The sequence below is a fragment of the Pseudomonas sp. B22(2017) genome, from assembly GCF_002113105.1.
Lineage (GTDB): Bacteria > Pseudomonadota > Gammaproteobacteria > Pseudomonadales > Pseudomonadaceae > Aquipseudomonas > Aquipseudomonas asiatica.
On record NZ_NEJN01000010.1, the window covers coordinates 60,804 to 77,654 of the forward strand.

16 protein-coding genes are annotated in these 16,851 nt (G+C 62.0%); 5 read left to right on the forward strand and 11 right to left on the reverse strand.

Annotated elements, in window-relative coordinates; translation table 11 throughout:
* Positions 1 to 3 precede the first annotated feature (3 nt).
* Positions 4 to 1,593 (reverse strand): cytochrome c oxidase subunit I, encoded by a 1,590-nt coding sequence (ctaD, locus tag CAG18_RS19275; protein ID WP_015268463.1) that lies wholly within the window; start codon positions 1,591 to 1,593, stop codon positions 4 to 6.
* A gap of 43 nt (positions 1,594 to 1,636) precedes the next feature.
* The gene (coxB, locus tag CAG18_RS19280) at positions 1,637 to 2,764 is read right to left on the reverse strand and encodes a cytochrome c oxidase subunit II (protein ID WP_015268462.1); all 1,128 of its coding nucleotides are present in this window, start codon (positions 2,762 to 2,764) and stop codon (positions 1,637 to 1,639) included.
* Positions 2,765 to 3,133: 369 nt separating this feature from the next.
* On the opposite strand from coxB, the gene CAG18_RS19285 reads away from it, so the two are divergent.
* The gene (locus CAG18_RS19285) at positions 3,134 to 3,775 is read left to right on the forward strand and encodes a hypothetical protein (protein WP_043935172.1); all 642 of its coding nucleotides are present in this window, start codon (positions 3,134 to 3,136) and stop codon (positions 3,773 to 3,775) included.
* Between the two features lie 131 nt (positions 3,776 to 3,906).
* Here the strand turns inward: CAG18_RS19285 and CAG18_RS19290 are convergent, their stop codons facing one another.
* From CAG18_RS19290 to prlC, 6 genes are all read right to left on the reverse strand, one after another.
* Positions 3,907 to 5,439 carry a SulP family inorganic anion transporter gene (locus CAG18_RS19290; protein WP_085721378.1) on the reverse strand — a complete coding sequence of 511 codons (1,533 nt, stop codon included), beginning with the start codon at positions 5,437 to 5,439 and terminating at the stop codon, positions 3,907 to 3,909.
* A 192-nt stretch (positions 5,440 to 5,631) separates the two neighbouring features.
* A complete protein-coding gene (locus CAG18_RS19295) occupies positions 5,632 to 6,351 on the reverse strand; it encodes a carbonic anhydrase (RefSeq protein WP_013970295.1) in 720 nt (239 codons plus the stop codon).
* Positions 6,352 to 6,773: 422 nt separating this feature from the next.
* The gene (locus CAG18_RS19300) at positions 6,774 to 7,832 is read right to left on the reverse strand and encodes a PA0069 family radical SAM protein (RefSeq protein WP_054572502.1); all 1,059 of its coding nucleotides are present in this window, start codon (positions 7,830 to 7,832) and stop codon (positions 6,774 to 6,776) included.
* Between the two features lie 77 nt (positions 7,833 to 7,909).
* Positions 7,910 to 9,904: a M3 family metallopeptidase gene (locus CAG18_RS19305; RefSeq protein WP_085721379.1), complete on the reverse strand. Its 1,995-nt coding sequence runs from the start codon at positions 9,902 to 9,904 to the stop codon at positions 7,910 to 7,912.
* A gap of 124 nt (positions 9,905 to 10,028) precedes the next feature.
* Positions 10,029 to 10,310 carry a YheV family putative zinc ribbon protein gene (locus CAG18_RS19310; RefSeq protein ID WP_013970292.1) on the reverse strand — a complete coding sequence of 94 codons (282 nt, stop codon included), beginning with the start codon at positions 10,308 to 10,310 and terminating at the stop codon, positions 10,029 to 10,031.
* On the reverse strand, positions 10,307 to 12,358 hold the full coding sequence (gene prlC / locus CAG18_RS19315) for an oligopeptidase A (RefSeq protein ID WP_249353018.1): 2,052 nt from the start codon (positions 12,356 to 12,358) through the stop codon (positions 10,307 to 10,309). Before prlC ends, CAG18_RS19310 begins: the two co-directional genes overlap by 4 nt.
* A 102-nt stretch (positions 12,359 to 12,460) precedes the next feature.
* Here prlC and CAG18_RS19320 point away from each other — a divergent pair, with 102 nt between their 5' ends.
* Positions 12,461 to 13,009: a gamma carbonic anhydrase family protein gene (locus CAG18_RS19320; protein ID WP_003261048.1), complete on the forward strand. Its 549-nt coding sequence runs from the start codon at positions 12,461 to 12,463 to the stop codon at positions 13,007 to 13,009.
* Positions 13,010 to 13,069: 60 nt separating this feature from the next.
* Complete coding sequence (locus CAG18_RS19325; protein WP_085721381.1) at positions 13,070 to 13,720, forward strand: HAD family hydrolase; 651 nt, start codon at positions 13,070 to 13,072, stop codon at positions 13,718 to 13,720.
* 132 nt (positions 13,721 to 13,852) lie between these two features.
* Here the strand turns inward: CAG18_RS19325 and CAG18_RS19330 are convergent, their stop codons facing one another.
* Entirely contained in the window at positions 13,853 to 14,926 is a 1,074-nt protein-coding gene (locus tag CAG18_RS19330) for an aminopeptidase (protein WP_085721382.1), read from the reverse strand.
* Positions 14,927 to 15,011: 85 nt separating this feature from the next.
* Between CAG18_RS19330 and CAG18_RS19335 the strand changes: the two genes are divergently transcribed.
* Positions 15,012 to 15,425: a hypothetical protein gene (locus tag CAG18_RS19335; RefSeq protein ID WP_013970287.1), complete on the forward strand. Its 414-nt coding sequence runs from the start codon at positions 15,012 to 15,014 to the stop codon at positions 15,423 to 15,425.
* A gap of 55 nt (positions 15,426 to 15,480) precedes the next feature.
* Complete coding sequence (locus CAG18_RS19340; RefSeq protein ID WP_013970286.1) at positions 15,481 to 15,894, forward strand: hypothetical protein; 414 nt, start codon at positions 15,481 to 15,483, stop codon at positions 15,892 to 15,894.
* 120 nt (positions 15,895 to 16,014) lie between these two features.
* Here the strand turns inward: CAG18_RS19340 and CAG18_RS19345 are convergent, their stop codons facing one another.
* Together CAG18_RS19345 and CAG18_RS19350 are read right to left on the reverse strand one after the other, a co-directional pair.
* The gene (locus CAG18_RS19345; RefSeq protein WP_085721383.1) at positions 16,015 to 16,248 is read right to left on the reverse strand and encodes a DUF1161 domain-containing protein; all 234 of its coding nucleotides are present in this window, start codon (positions 16,246 to 16,248) and stop codon (positions 16,015 to 16,017) included.
* 73 nt (positions 16,249 to 16,321) lie between these two features.
* Positions 16,322 to 16,747 carry an OsmC family protein gene (locus CAG18_RS19350; protein WP_013970285.1) on the reverse strand — a complete coding sequence of 142 codons (426 nt, stop codon included), beginning with the start codon at positions 16,745 to 16,747 and terminating at the stop codon, positions 16,322 to 16,324.
* Between the last annotated feature and the right edge of the window lie 104 nt (positions 16,748 to 16,851).

Genomic DNA, 16,851 nt, shown 5'->3' on the forward strand with positions numbered 1-16,851 from the left:
TTCCTATTTCACTTCCGGTGGCGTCTGGAAGGTGTGGTAGGGCGCAGGCGAAGGGATCGACCACTCCAGGCCCTCGGCGCCATCCCATGGCTTGGCCGGTGCCGGCGCGCCGCCGCGGATGCACTTGATGACGATGAACAGGAAGAAGATCTGCGTGGCGCCGAACATGAACGCGCCGATCGACGACACCATGTTGAAGTCGGCGAACTGCAGGTTGTAGTCGGGGATCCGCCGTGGCATGCCGGCCAGCCCCACGAAGTGCATGGGGAAGAAGGCCATGTTCATGCCGACGAACGATAGCCAGAAGTGCAGCTTGCCGAGGGTTTCGTCGTACATGTGGCCGGTCCATTTCGGCAGCCAGTAATAGGCCGAGGCGAAGATGCCGAAGATCGCCCCAGGCACCAGCACATAGTGGAAGTGCGCTACCACGAAGTAGGTGTCGTGGTACTGGAAGTCCGCCGGGGCGATGGCGAGCATCAGCCCGCTGAAACCGCCGATGGTGAACAGGATGACAAAGGCGATGGCGAACAGCATCGGCGTTTCGAAGGTCAGCGAGCCTTCCCACATGGTGCTGACCCAGTTGAACACCTTCACCCCGGTAGGCACGGCGATCAGCATGGTGGCGTACATGAAGAACAGCTCGCCGACCACGGGAATACCGACCACGAACATGTGGTGGGCCCAGACGATGAACGACAGGAAGGCGATGGCGCCGGTGGCGTACACCATCGAGGTGTAGCCGAACAGCGGCTTGCGCGAGAACGCCGGGATGATCGAGCTGACCGCGCCGAAGGCCGGCAGGATCATGATGTACACCTCGGGGTGGCCGAAGAACCAGAACACGTGCTGGAACAGCACCGGGTCACCACCGCCGGCGGCACTGAAGAAGCTGGTACCGAAGTGGATGTCCATCAGCATCATGGTCACGACGCCGGCCAGCACCGGCATCACCGCAATCAGCAGGAATGCGGTAATCAGCCAGGTCCAGACGAACAGTGGCATCTTCATCAGGGTCATGCCTGGGGCGCGCAAGTTGAGGATGGTGGCGATCACGTTGATCGCGCCCATGATCGAGCTGATGCCCATCAGGTGGATGGCAAAGATGAAGAAGGTGACGCTGGCCGGCGCGTAGGTGGTGGACAGCGGGGCGTAGAAGGTCCAGCCGAAGTTGGGCCCACCGCCCGGGCTGAACAGGGTCGAAACCAGCAACAGGAAAGCCGCCGGCAGCAGCCAGAAGCTGAAGTTGTTCATCCGCGGCAGGGCCATGTCGGGCGCGCCGATCATCAGCGGGATCATCCAGTTGGCCAGGCCGACGAAGGCCGGCATCACCGCACCGAACACCATGATCAGGCCGTGCATGGTGGTCATCTGGTTGAAGAACTCCGGCTGGACGATCTGCAGGCCGGGCTGGAACAGCTCGGCGCGGATCACCATGGCGAACGAGCCGCCGAGCAGGAACATGATGAAGCTGAACCACAGGTACATCGTGCCGATGTCCTTGTGGTTGGTGGTCAGCACCCAGCGCATCAGGCCCTTGGCCGGGCCGTGCGCATGGTCATGGCCGTGGGCGTGGTCGTCGATCACTGCACTCATGTCCTGTCTCCTGCAATCCATTGATTGCCGCGAGTAACCCGGTTCATTGCGCTTCTGCCTGCTTCAGCGCCAGCACGTCCTTCGGCGTGACCATGTCACCCTTGTTGTTGCCCCAGGCGTTGCGCTCGTAGGTGACCACGGCGGCGATGTCGACTTCCGAGAGCTGCTTGCCGAACGCGGCCATGGCAGTGCCAGGCTTGCCGTGGAATACGATGCCCAGGTGGGCTTCCTTCGGCCCGGTGGCGATCTTCGAGCCCTTGAGCGCAGGGAACATCGGCGGGAGGCCCTGGCCTTCGGCCTGGTGACAGGCCACGCAGGTGGTGTGGTAGACCTTGTCACCACGTTCCACCAGCTCCTCCAGGGTCCATTCCTTGCTGGTCAGTTCCTTGAGCTTGGCAGCTTCAGCCTTGCGCTCGCCCAGCCAGGTGTCGTAGTCGGCCTTGGACTTGACCTCGACCACCACCGGCATGAAACCGTGGTCCTTGCCGCACAGCTCGGTGCATTGGCCGCGGTAGATGCCGGGCTTCTCGATACGGGTCCAGGCTTCGTTGACGAAACCGGGGATGGCATCACGCTTGACCGCGAAGGCCGGCACCCACCAGGAGTGGATGACATCGGCAGCGGTTACCAGGAAGCGCACCTTGGCGCCAACCGGCAGCACCAGCGGCTGGTCGACTTCGAGCAGGTAGTGCTCGTCCTTGGGTGCCTTGTTGTGGATCTGCTCGGTGGGGGTGGCCAGGTTGCTGAAGAACTCCACGTCCTGGCCAAGGTATTTGTAGTGCCACTTCCACTGGTAGCCGGTAACCTGGATATCGATGTCCGACTCGCTGGCATCGTAGATGTCGATCAGGGTCTTGGTGGCCGGGATGGCCATGGCCACCAGGATCAGGAAGGGGACCACGGTCCAGAGGATTTCCACCCAGGTGTGCTCGTGGAAATGCGCAGCCTGCTGGCCGGTGGAACGGCGGTGGATGACCATGGACCAGAACATCGCGCCAAAGACAACAATGCCGATGATCACGCAGATCCAGAAGATGGTCATGTGCAGGTCGAAGACGGCGTTGGAGACTTCCGTCGCGCCTGGGTGCATGTTCACGGTCCAGGCGGCGTTGGCCTGACCAAAAACCGACCACAACAGGAGGCCCATCCAGACATGTGGATGTCGCATCATTGCGGGTTCCCCTTCTCGTTCTTGTAGTCCCGGAGGCGTGGCCTGCGGCAAGAGGGAACGGTGGTCAAGACTACCTGGCTTCGACGACCGAGCCCCTGCTAAAAGCAGTCGGGCCTCATCAACGAATCACGTTCACCGGGAGTATAGACAGCGACCAACGGCACGCAACGAAGCCCGTGAAATGAACTTCATGAAATGGCTGAATGGCCTGAAAACCGCGCGCTTGACACGGCATGGCACAATAGTGGCTTTTCGATATGCCTGAGCATGCACACGTTTGCGCGACTTATAACAAATGCGTCTTAGGTATTCTGTATACCGAGCTAATTTAGTGTCTTCCGTTTGAAACGTAATGTCCCTGGAGTTGTCATGAACATCGCTGCTGTACGCGAGCAGGTAAGCCAAGCCCATCAACACGAAGGCCAGACCGGCCAACTGAAAAAGCGTCTCGAGCTGCAACTGCCCCACCTGCACCCCTCGATCCAACTGCCTGAGCAGGACGCCCAGGGTACTTTGGCGCGCTTCGTCAGCGCCTACATCGACCAGGTTCCGGAACTGCTGGAGGCCGCCCATGAGGTCGCCCGCGAGGCCGGGATCGAATCGCAGATCAAACCTGTACTGAAAATAGCCGAGGCCTACTTCCTGCAGCCGCCCAGCGTGATGCAAGGGCATGTGGGCCTGGACTGCCTGCTGGATGAGGCCTACCTGGCGCACCGCCTGGTGGAAGAGGTGAACGACCTGTACATCCGTCACTTCCAGCAACCGTTGATCCCGGTCGACACCACCGTCGCCAACCTGATCGCCCACCAGCTGATTGGCGAAACGTTTGCCAATCAGCTGGATGAAGTGGTGCACCACTCGGTGGATGAAATGTTGAACGACGAAAGCTTCGCGGTGGAGTCGGTGGAGGCCTACCGCGAGAAATTGAGCAGCCCGGAAACAGGCGCGGCGTGGAAGCGCTGGCCGTGCCTGTCACGGCAGCTGGGGGTGGAGCTGGGCCAGCCGGCCTGAAGTTCCTGTCCCGGCCTCTTCGCGGGCACGCCCGCTCCCACAGGGAAAGCACATGCCTTGATGACTGTGGATTACCTGTGGGAGCGGGCGTGCCCGCGAAAGGGCCGGCTCATGCAGCAAGGATTCCGGCTCTAGGCCCCAACCCCGGCCGTAGTCCGCATCCGCCCCTCGATCCGCCGCTTCAAGCGCCGCTGCTCGATCAGCAACCGCGACCCATTGGCCGAATTACTGCGCCCCCAATCCTCAAGCAGCTCAAGGCACGAGTGGTCGATATAGCTGAGGTTACCCAGCGGCACATGCAGCGTGGTCCCCGCCGGCACGCTATCCAGCACCTGGGTCAGCGCCGGCACCTTGAGGAAGGTGGCCGCGCCACTAAGCCGCAATTCCATGTGCCCAGCCTTCTCCAGGCTGACCAGATTGATCTTCAACCGCGCCGCCTTCAGTGCCAGCTTCAGCAAGGTCAAGGCAAAGCCCAGCAATACACCGGTCAGCAGGTCGGTAAAGATGATCGCCAGCGCCGTCGCCGCGTAGGTGAACATCGGCATGCGGCCATAGCGGCCCAACCCACGAAACGCCTTGAAATCCACCAGCTTGATCCCGGTAAATACCAGCACACCCGCCAGGCTCGCCACCGGGATCTGCTGCAGCACACTGCTCAGCGCCACCACGAACGCCAACAGCCACAGGCCATGGAAGATCGCCGAAGCCCGGGTCTGCGCACCTGCCTGCACGTTGGCCGAGCTACGCACGATCACCCCGGTCATCGGCAACGCACCGAGCACCCCGCACAGCATGTTGCCGATGCCCTGGGCCGACAGCTCACGATCAAAGTCCGAACGCTGGCCGCTGTGCATGCGGTCGACCGCTGCAGCCGACAACAAGGTTTCGGCACTGGCGATGAAGGCCAAGGCAAAAGCGGCGACCAACAAGGTAGGGTCGGCCAGTTGCATCAGGTCACCAGGGCGGATCCAGTCGATGGCCTCGGACAGGTCGGCCGGCACCTGTACGCGGTTCACCGGCAAAGCCAGCCACATGCTGATGGCCGTCATGGCCGACACACCCAGCAGGGCACCCGGGACGAAGCGCAGCCGCTGCGGTCGCAGCCGCTCCCAGCTCCACATGATGGCGATGGTGCCCAGGCCAAGCGCACCGGCCATCCAACCAGAGCCGGCGCTTTCCAGCGGCAGGGCGGCGGCCACGGTCGCCGGGAACTCCAGCAGGTTCTGCATGCCGGATGGCTGCGGCGCGGTGTCGAACATCACATGCACCTGCGAAAGCACGATCAGCACGCCAATCCCCGCCAACATGCCGTACACCACCGCCGGTGCGGTAACCCGGAACCAGCAGCCCAGGCGCAGGCGCCCGGCCAGTAACTGCAGCAAGCCGGCCAGCAGCAGGATCGGCCCGAGCATGGCCATGCCGTGCTGGCGTACCAGCTCGAATACCAATACCGCCAGACCGGCGGCCGGGCCACTGACCTGCAGCGGCGAACCGGCGAGGAAACCAACGACAATACCGCCGATAATGCCGGTAATCAGGCCTTTGGCCGGCGGCATGCCAGAGGCGATCGCAATGCCCATGCACAACGGCAGTGCCACCAGGAAGACCACCACCGACGCCAGCAACTCACGCGGCAGGGCCGCTTTCAACTGTGTAATGTTCACCGTGTTTCTCCTTTCTTTGTCACACAGCCATTCCCCTGGCCGTGGGCACGTTTGCCCCTGACGAGCGCGCAGGCGCGGGCCGCCAGCGGGCGTGCCGGCAAGGCAGTCAGGGAATTCAAGGCAGCCGAAGGCCGTGCCACACCCCTACGGGGTGCAGCCGGCTATCAAGGTTCCAGCGGGTGGATGGGTCGCTTAGTAGCGGCCTCTCGGAGTAGCGCAGGGGACCGGCTCGCCAGCAGCCAAGGGCAGGAAGGTATCGCTGGCGGCGTCGTAGGCTTCGATCTTGCTGGTCTCGATGTCGTAGACCCAGCCATGGATGTACAGCTCACCGGCTGCCAGGCGCGAAGCCACCGAAGGGTGGGTGCGCAGGTGATGCAGCTGGGCGATGACGTTTTCTTTGGTCAGCACCTGCATGGTTTCGTGTTCGCTGCCGCACGAGCAGTTGTTCTCGACCACGGTGCGGGCCACTTCGGCGTGGCGCAACCAGGCGGACACGGTCGGCATCTTGGTCAGCGATTGCGGGTTGAGTACGGCACGCATGGCGCCGCAGTCGGAGTGCCCGCAGACGATGATGTGATGCACTTTCAACGCCAGTACGGCGTATTCGATGGCGCTGGAAACGCCGCCGTTCATCTGGCCATACGGCGGTACCACGTTACCGACGTTACGGGTCACGAACAGGTCGCCAGGTGAACTCTGGGTGATCAGCTCGGGAACGATGCGCGAGTCGGCGCAGGTGATGAACATGGCTCGCGGGGTTTGCGCGGTGGCGAGCTTCTTGAACAGCTCTTGCTGCTCGGGGAAAACGTCATGGTGAAAACGCAGGAAGCCGTCGACGATGTGCTTCAGGGCGGCATCGGCGCTCTCCGCGGGGACCTGCGGTACGACCTTGGATGGGTCCTTGACGGGCATGATTCATCCTCTTGACGGTGTGTAGGTAAATCCATTTTACCGGTGAAAGATTCTGGCTATGCAGGGATTTAGATGACACGCACGGGCCATAGATCACAGTCGGTGATGACTGATTTCCTACGCTAGCGGGGAAAACTTAACTGAAACTTAATTCGAAGGCTCTAGAACGGGTGTTCCAGATAGGAAAGGCGGATATTGGATAATAGCAAAAAAACATCAACTGCCAAGAGCCATTACTGCAATTATCAACTTTAATTAGTTGCATTGAGGGCTGGCAATGCGCCACATGCGGGCACCCGGAACCTGCGCAGAACCTGTGGGAGTGGGCGTGCCCGCGAAGGAGGCAACTCGGTACATGGCACCGGCTGTGCCGGTGTTCGCGGGCGCGCCCGCTCCCACAAAGACCGTACTCTGCTCAAGCATCAGAACAACGCCATCTGCCCACCCGGCGGGCAAAACGCCGAACAATCCAGCGCCTGCGCTTCTCGCCCTTCGAACTCCAGCCGATTCATGGCCTTGGCAAAACGCTGCGCCAGCAATTCGGCAAACACGCCTTCACCGCGCATGCGCGCACCAAAGCGGCTGTCATACAGTTCGCCGCCGCGGCTCTGGCGGATCAGGCTCAATACATGTGCCGCCCGCTGCGGGTAATGGTCCTGCAGCCATTGCTCGAACAACGGTGCCACTTCCAGCGGCAGGCGCAACATCATGTAGGCTGCGCTCTGTGCACCTGCCTCCCTCGCCGCCTCCAGCAGCCGTTCCAGTTCACTGTCGTTGATCATCGGAATCATCGGCGAACACAACACGCCCACCGGCACTCCCGCCTCGCGCAACACGCGGATCGCCCGCAAGCGCGCCTTGGGTGACGCCGCACGCGGTTCCAGCACCCGTTTCAAGTCATCGTCCAGCGTGGTCAGGCTGATCATCACCCGCACCAGGCGCTGGCGAGCCATCTCGGCCAGCAGGTCGAGGTCGCGCAGCACCAGCGCCCCCTTGGTGACGATGGTCACCGGGTGGCGAAAACGCAGTAGCACTTCGAGCAGGCGACGGGTCAGCAGTTGTTCACGCTCGATCGGCTGGTACGGGTCGGTATTGGAACCCAGGTTGATCGGCGCGCACACGTAACCCGGTTTGTTCAATTGTTGCGCAAGCACCTCGGCGGCGTTGGTCTTGGCAATCAGTTTTGTCTCGAAATCCAGGCCGGGGGAAAGGTCCCAGTAAGCGTGGGAAGGGCGGGCATAGCAGTAGATGCAACCGTGCTCGCAGCCACGGTATGGGTTGATGGATCGGTCGAAGGGCAGGTCGGGCGAGGTATTGCGACTGATCACCGATTTGGCCGTCTCTACCCGTACCTCGGTGCCCTGGGTTTGCGGCACCTCCTGATACCAGCCGTCATCCTCCGCCACCGAATGGCTGGGGGCAAAGCGGTTGTGCGGATTGTGCGCCGTGCCACGGCCCTTTTGCGGTGCTGGAGGAATCATGGCCTACCCCTAATACTGTATTCATGTACAGTATCGCGCATGCCTGATTCTTTCCAGCACCTCCGGTCAGCCCACTCTCACTTCAGGCCATGCCAACGCAGGAAGGGCAGTTGGCTTGACTGCCGGCCGAGAAACGCCTCAATGCCGTCACGTAAAGGTCGCGATGCCCCAGGGGCAAGCAATGTCTCCTGCAGCGCCCGGCCTGTGGCCCGGTCCAGCAGGCCTTGGGCCTCGAAGCGGGTGAACAGGTCGAATGCGTGCACGTCCGACCACAGATAGGCGTAATAACCGGCATCGTAGCCGTTTACCAGATGGTCGAAGGCATGCGCCGGGTGCTCGAAATCGGCCAAGGGCCAGTAGCCACAACGCTCACGGGCATCGCCCAGGCGCTGCTCGAGGGACCGGCCATCGCTCGGCGTGCCATGCAGGTCCAGATCGAACAGCGCCATGCTCAGGTCGCGCGCGGTTTCCTCCACACCTTGCTGCCGCAAGCGGCGCAGGCATTCATCGACCCGGGCCCGGGAAAGCTTGCTGCCATCCTGAAGTGGCGAAGAGATCGCCACCAGGTAATCCGCGTCCCAGACCCAGCGCTCAAACAGCTTGCCGAACAGTTCCACGCCATCGGTACCGAGTTCGGTGACGTTGGACATCACGTGGTTGGTCGTGCGCACCAGCAAATGGTGCAAGGCATGGCCAAACTCATGGAACAGCTTGCGCAGTGACAGATGGTCCAGCAACGGCTGACTACCCGGCAGCGCTGCAGGCACGTCGCTGTAGACCACCACCGAGGCCGCCTGGAAGATGCCCTCGGCATCGACCCGACGATTGCGAATGTAGGTGGTGAACACCGAGTCAGGTTGCTTGCCAGCATGCTGTACGGCGTCCAAGTACAGGAAACCGATCAAGGCGTTGTCCTGCCACACCTCGAACGGTTGCACGCTTTCATCCCAGGTTGCCAGCGGCTTGGCCAGCAGCGTTACGCCAAACAGTTTTTCCGCCAACTGCTGCAATGCGCTGACCACGGCATTCAGAGGGAAGTGTTCGCGCAAGGCTTCGGTGGAAAGCACCTCGCGCGACGAGGCCTGCAGGTAGGCAATGTCCCAGGGCTGGACATTCCCCAGACCTTTGGCTGCGGCCTGATGCTGCATATCTGCACGCCACTGCAGCACGGCCGGCCGCACATGGTCGGCAAGGTCATGAAGAAAGCCGCGCACCTGGGCAACCGAACCCGCGCTCTTCGAATGCAGGCTCTGCTCCAGATGGCTGGCAAAACCGAGCAAGTGGGCCTTTTCTTCCAGCAGCCTCGCCAGTTGCTCCAGCTGCGAGCGATTATCCTGCTGTTGGCCAAGGCCGACGCCTCGGGTGTTGTAAGCCCGGTATACGTGCTCACGCAGCTGCCGGTTGTCGGCATGCTTGAGCACGGCGTCGGTAGTCACGCTTTCACATGCAATCAACCAACCCGGCTCACCCGCCTCCTGTGCCCTGCTAGCCAGCTCGTCACGGATGCGTTGAGGTACACCGCTCAGTTCGGACTCATCCGTAATGCTCAGCCCTGGCCGGTTGATGTTGCTGCGAAACGCCTCGCGCGCAGCGCCAATCCGTTTCAGCAGTTCGGCCAGGCGTACCTTGCCTGCGGGGTCGAGCGATGCACCACTGGAGGTGAACTTGTGCAGATGCCAGCGCAGCGTGGCGCGTTTCTGGGCATCCAGCTGCTTGCCGATGTCGCTGTTGGCCAAGCGCTCATACAGGGCCTGCAGTGCTGAATTGGCGAATTTCTGTTCGAACCGCTCCGTGGCCTTGGCGAAGAAGTCGAAGATGGCACCGGCCCAGGCTTGATCCCGACCAACCAATGGCGAGGCGGCATACAACACCGTCAGCAGTTGACTATCCAGCCCGTCCACCGCCAGCACCATGTCATCCCAGGTTGGCAGTGCCTGCTGTTCGCGAATGATGCGCTCGATGCCTTGCTCGTGCGCCAACAGCACGTGGTCGAAGGCAAACTGCATGTTTTGAAGCGTGATCGAAGGATAATCGACGGGGATACGGCTATTTTGCAGAAGGGGGTTGTCCATGGTGCAACACCTTGCTCGTAGAGAAGAGCAGGCGAGCTTGCATGGCCAGCGTGCAGCAGGTGGCCTGACTATCTACCACCCGGGGCATGCCCGCCCGGGCACGAACCCGGGCGGCACGACGGCTTTATTCAGCCGGTTTCTTCAGCTTCGGGTTGGGGAAGAACTGCACCGTCTGTACCTTGGCCGGCGCGGCTTTCGGCTCCAGATGGTTGACCCGGGTGCCGAGCTCCTTCGGCACCGACAAGCCCTGCTCGTTGAGGGTGTCAGTAAAGCCGCAGGCCACGCACTCGCGGTGCGGTACGCCGTCTTCGTTCCACATCATCAGCTTGTCGGTCTCGCTGCACGCCGGGCATACCGCCCCGGCAATGAAGCGTTTCTTGGTCTTGTTCACGGCTACCTCGCTCATGCTGCAGCGTCCTCGCTCAGGCCACTATGGCGCAGCAAGGCATCGATGGAAGGCTCACGGCCACGGAAGTCGACGAACAGCTCCATCGGCTCGCGCGAACCACCACGTGCCAGGATCGCCTCGCGGAAGGCTCGGCCGGTTTCGGCATTCAGCACGCCTTCTTCCTCAAAGCGCGAGAAGGCGTCTGCCGACAGCACCTCGGCCCACTTGTAGCTGTAGTAGCCCGCCGCATAACCACCAGCAAAGATGTGCGCAAAGCTGTTGGGGAAGCGGTTGTACGCCGGTGGGCGCATGACAGACACCTCGTCGCGCACGCCTTCGAGCACCTGCAGCACGCTGCGGCCGTCGCCATGGGTTGCATGCAGCTCGAAGTCGAACAGCGAGAACTCCAACTGGCGTACCATCATCATGCCCGACTGGAAGTTCTTTGCCGCCAGCATCTTGTCCAGCAGGTCCTGGGGCAGGGGGGCGCCGGTTTCGTAGTGGGCGGAGATCAGTGCAAGGCCTTCCGGCTCCCAGCACCAGTTTTCCATGAACTGGCTCGGCAGTTCGACCGCGTCCCAGGCCACGCCGTTGATGCCGGATACACCGGCATGCTCGATGCGGGTCAGCATGTGGTGCAGACCGTGGCCGAACTCGTGGAACAAGGTGGTGACTTCATCGTGGGTCAAAAGCGCCGGCTTGCCGGGCGCGGCCGGGGTGAAGTTGCACACCAGGTTGGCCACGGGGCTCTGCAACTGGCCAGCGGCTGTGCGGCGACGGTCACGCGCGCCATCCATCCAGGCGCCGCCACGCTTGTTGGCGCGCGCGTAGAGGTCGAAGAAGAAGCGGCCGACGTGCTGGCCGTTTTCCTTGATCTCGAACAGGCGCACATCCGGGTGCCAGCTGTCGAAGCCCTTGAGCTCGGCAATCTCGATACCGTAAAGGCGCTGCACGATGCTGAACAGGCCACCCAGCACCTTGTCGATCGGGAAGTAGGCGCGCAGGGCTTCCTGCGACACGCTGTAGCGCTGCTCGCGCAGCTTCTCGCCGAAGTACCCGGCGTCCCAGCTGGCCAGCTCAGGGCAGCCCTGCTCGGCGGCATAAGCCTTGAGCTGCTCCAGGTCCTGGGCGGCGAACGGCTTGGACCGCTTGGCCAGGTCACGCAGGAAGCTCAGCACCTGGTCACTGGACTCGGCCATCTTGGTGGCCAGGCTAAGCTCCGCGTAGTTCTTGTAGCCCAGCAGTTCGGCCAGCTCCTGGCGCAGGTCAAGGATTTCCTGCATCACCGGGCCGTTGTCGAACTGGCCGGCATTCGGGCCCTGGTCCGAGGCGCGGGTGCAGTAGGCCGCGTATAGCTCTTCGCGCAGGGCGCGGTCGCTGGCGTAGGTCATCACCGCGTAGTAGCTGGGGAATTCCAGGGTGATCAGCCAGCCGTCGAGGCCCTTGGCCTGGGCGGCCGCGGCCATCTGCGCCTTGGCCGAATCGGTCAGGCCGGCCAGCGCGGCTTCGTCGGTAACATGCTTGGTCCAGGCCTGTGTGGCGTCGAGCAGCTGGTTGGAGAAACGGCTGCCCAGCTCGCTGAGCTTGCTCTGCACTTCGGCGTAGCGCTGCTGTTTATCCGCCGGCAGGTCGATACCCGACAGGCGGAAGTCCCGCAGGGCGTGCTCGAGGATAGTCTTTTGCGCCACATCGAAGCCGGCGGCTTCGGGGCTGTCGATCAGCGCCTGGTAGGCTTCGAACAGCGCACGGTTCTGGCCCAGTTCGGTAGAGTAGGCGCTAAGCGCCGGCAGGCAAGACTCGTAGGCTTCGCGCAGCTCAGCGCTGTTGCACACCGCATTGAGGTGGCTGACCGGGCTCCAGGCGGCGCCCAGGCGGTCATTCAGTTCGTCCATGGCCAGCACCAGGCCAGCCCAGGTAGGGTTCTTGCCCTGCTTTTCGAGGATCTCGGCAATGGCTTTACGGTTGTCGGCCAGGATCGCTTCGATCGCCGGCAACACGTGTTCGGCACGGATTTGCGAGAAGGGCGGCAGATCGTAGGACTGCAGAAGCGGGTTGTTCGCACTCACGGTTTGGATACCTTGGCAGAAGAAACACTGCCCCATCTTAATTACAATCGACGCCGACCGCAGCAGGCAGCCTGCCTATCGGCACAGATGAGAGACGCTATCATGGCCATCCGAAGCTTCCAGCAACACACTCCGAAAGTTGGGCCCAGGGCCTTCGTCGACCGATCGGCGGTAGTACTGGGCGACGTGGAAATCGGTGAAGACAGCTCCGTATGGCCTTTGACTGTGATACGCGGCGACATGCACCGCATCCGCATCGGCGCGCGTACCAGCGTGCAGGATGGCAGCGTGCTGCACATTACCCATGCCGGCCCGTTCAACCCGGACGGCTTCCCGCTGATCATCGGTGACGAAGTGACCATCGGCCACAAGGTCATGTTGCATGGCTGCACCCTGGGCAACCGCATCCTGGTCGGCATGGGCAGCACCATCATGGACGGCGCCATTGTCGAGGACGAAGTGATCATCGGCGCCGGCAGCCTGGTACCGCCGGGCAAGCGCCTGGTCAGTGGCTACCTGTACATGGGCAGCCCGGTGAAGCAAGCCCGGCTGCTGAACGACCAGGAACACGCGTTCTTCGCCTACAGCGCCAGTAACTACGTGAAGCTCAAGGACCAGCACCTGGCCGAAGGCTACGATCAACCTGAATGACCGCATTCGCGGGTTTACCCGCGAAGAAGACCACGCAGCATTCAAAGTGGAACCCCGCAAATGCACCAGCAAAACATCCTCTTCGACCTCGACGGCACCCTGACCGACCCACGCCAGGGCATCACCCGCTCGATCCAGTATGCCCTGGCCAAACTGGGCATCGACGAGCCGGACCTGACCCGCCTCGAGCACTTCATCGGCCCACCCCTGCTGCAGGCCTTCATGCAGTTCTACAGCTTCGACGAAGCCAAGGCCTGGGAGGCGGTGAACTTCTATCGGGAACGCTTCAGCGTCACCGGCCTGTACGAAAATCTGGTGTTCGAAGGTGTGCCGGAGATGCTCGAGGCCCTGAACGGGCAGGGTCGCACGCTGTACATCGCCACCTCCAAGCCGTGGAAGTTCGCCCGTGAAATCGCCCGGCACTTCGCCTTCGACCACCACTTCAAGGTGATCTATGGCAGTGAACTGGATGGCACACGCACCAACAAGGTCGAGCTGATTCGTCACCTGCTTGAGGAAGAAGGGCTGGACCCGGCGCAGACGCTGATGATCGGCGACCGCAAGCATGACCTGATCGGTGCGCGCAGCAATGGCTTGCAGGCGGTGGCGGTGGGGTACGGGTTTGGTAGCCAGGAAGAACTGATGGCGGAAGAGCCGGCCTACCACTTTGCTACCTTGGCCGAGATGCATCAGGCATTCCTCAAGGCTTGATGGCGCTGGGGGCTGCTTTGCAGCCCATCGCCGGCAAGCCAGCTCCCACAGGGGTAGCACATGGCTTGAGGTCAATGCGGTCGAGGTGGGAGCTGGTTTGCCGGCGATGGGCCGCAAAGCGGCCCCAAAATCTCACCGGCTAACCATCAACCGCCGTAAGGCCGCCTTCCTCTCATCGATCGGCAACCGCCCCAATTGCTCGACCCGGTGATAAAAACGCTGCCAATCCCCGTCAACCTCACGGAACACCGCCGCAAACGCCGGTACCCACTGGTCATACAGCCCGAACGGCAGCAACTTGGCATTGCTCATCGACCCATACATCCAGGCGTCATAGCGCTTGTCACCACCCCACTGGGCATCACGCACCTGCCGGTATTCCCGCCTAAGCCGCTCGAACTCCGCCTGCTTGGCCGCCCGCTTCTGCACATCATCCAGAGGCCCGGCATAAATAGCTTGCAACCGCTCGCGGCTGGCCAGCACCAACCGGATGAACTGCTCACGCTGCTGCCCCTGCTCCCCGCCAGAGGCAGCCAGGCCCCGCGCCACACGCCATTGCCGCGTGCCTTCCTGCTCGACGAAGGAGGCAAACGACTCGTTGAACTCGGTGTCGTCCTGCACATAGAAGCGCTGGTGGGCCAGTTCATGGAAGATCAGCGTGGCCAGGCGCTCGTCGCTCCAGCCCACCATCGACGACAGGATAGGGTCGTCGAACCAGCCCAGAGTCGAATAGGCCTCCACGCCGCCCACGTACACATCCATGCCGTCCTGGCGCATCAACGCCGCCGCCCCACGTGCCGCGCCTTGCTGATAATAACCGCGATAGGCCACACACCCCGCGATCGGGAAGCAGTGCGTCACTGGCTGCAACGACAGCTCGGGGGTAGCGAACACATTCCACACCACATAGGGCCTGCCAATGTCGGCATACACCCGGTAGCTGCGGTTGTCCGGCAGCTTCAGCTGCTGGCTGGCAAATACCCGCGCCTGCCTGGCGTGTTCCAGGCGCGCGCGCAATTGCGCCGAAGTGGCCGGATTGGCCAATACCTGCTCCACCGGCTGCCGTGCGCGTAGCAGCTGCCACTGGCCCTCGGCCAACTGCCCATAGTAGGCGGCGCTGTTACAACCGTTCAGCAGGAGCACCGCCAGCAGGGGAACCAAACGGGTGAAAACCAGGTCGAGTGGCCCAGGGCCTGAGCGCTGCATAAGAATAAGTCGAAGCATCCGGAACTGTCTGACTCGCTCAAGGCCGATTCACTCCAAGACTATCTCGCCAAGGGGGCGTTTCGCCATGCGTGCACTGTTGGTCACCGGCTCATTGCTGCTGATATCCGCCTGTTCGACCTTGCCAGACCCGGACCCGAACCAGGCCTGGATCGACCTCACGCCCTACGACAACACCTCGCTGCACGCCGTGCAGGTAGATGAACGCGACTGGGCCGATAGCCGTTACTTCGAAGTACAGCCCGGCAGCCATGAGCTGACCGTGCGATACCAGTTTCCGGTTACCCCCAGCAATATCGGCCCGGTCGAGGAGCCTTTGTGGCGGGATTGCCAGGTCAAGCTGACCTTCAAGGATTTCAGTGCCGGCCAGCGCTACCAGTTGCAGGCTGGCAGCATCGGCTTTCGTCCCTGGATCAAACTCTATGACCGTCAGCAAAAGCTGGTTGGCCAGGGCTCGCCTGCAGGCTGCCAGCGCACCTGAAACGCACAAACGGCGCTATGCTTGTAGCCTATAAGTCGCAAGTGGGAGTCTTGCCATGCGCCAGCCCATGATGCTGATCGCCCTCAGTGCACTGGGGGCATGCGCCAGCCCCTTGCCGCCCGTCGACCCCAAGCAGGCCTGGGTCGACCTGTACACCATGACTCCCGGCAGGGTGATCATGGCCGACCGCCTCGACGGCAAGCGCCTGGAAGATGGCCGTTACTTCCAGGTGACGCCGGGCAAGCACGAACTGGTAGTGCGCTTCGATTACGAGATATATGGGGGCGGCCTCATGACCCAGCCCCGGGATCGTACCTGTTACCTGACTGTTCGCTTTGACAACTTCAAGGCCGGTGAACGCTATCGCCTGGAGGCACGGGCGCCGGTGATGGAACCGCAGGTGCTGCTGTATGACGGCAGCCGCAAGGTGGTGGTGAACGAGCCTAGCGAGGTGTTCTGCATTCCTTGACCTGGGGCTGCTTTGCAGCCCATTCGCAGCGCAAGGCTGCTCCTACAGGAGATACGCGATCCCTGTAGGAGCGGCCTTGTGTCGCGATAGGGCCGCAAAGCGGCCCCCAAAATTCTGAACCTACCGATCATTCTTCTGATAAATGATCTTCTTGGTCCCGCCATCGCAGGTCCCGACGACCATGTTCTGGTCCTTGACCTCGCTGTTGGGCACGATCTCCAGGGTATAGGACGAAACCCCCTGGGCCTGGATCTTGGCCTCGATCTCGGCTTTGAGTTCCTCGCACGGCTTGACCGCCGCCAGCGCAGATGAGGCGACCAGGGAAGCCAACACGGCGATTGCTACGCGAATCATGAAACGGCTCCTGAAAGGGCAGCGTGCTGCCGACGCTGTTTAGACTACAGCAAACCGCCCTCATTGCACTGCTTCAACCCACCAGCGCCGCATCCAGGCTGATCTTCGCGTTCAACACCTTGGACACCGGGCACCCGGCCTTGGCCTTGTCGGCGATCTGCAAGAACTGCGCTTCACTTGCACCGGGTACCTTGGCCCTCAGTACCAGATGCACCGCGGTAATGGCAAAGCCATCAGCTTGCTTGTCGAGTGTCACTTCGGCAGCGGTGTCGATCCTGTCCGGAGTGAACCCCGCTTCGCCCAGCATCATCGACAGCGCCATCGAGAAACAGCCGGCATGCGCCGCGCCAATCAGCTCCTCCGGGTTGGTCCCGGGCGAGCCCTCGAAACGGGTGTTGAAGCCGTAGGGGTTCTGCTTGAGCGCGCCACTTTCGGTAGAAAGCAGGCCTTTGCCGTCCTTCAGGCCACCTTGCCAGATCGCCGATGCTGTCTTTTTCATGATGCCTCCTGGTCTCGGGTTACATGCTTATGGCTTCAGAGGTCAGCCGCCTACGGCAAGTTCAGAGCAATCGCACGGCAAGCATTGAATCCGTCGAATGTGCC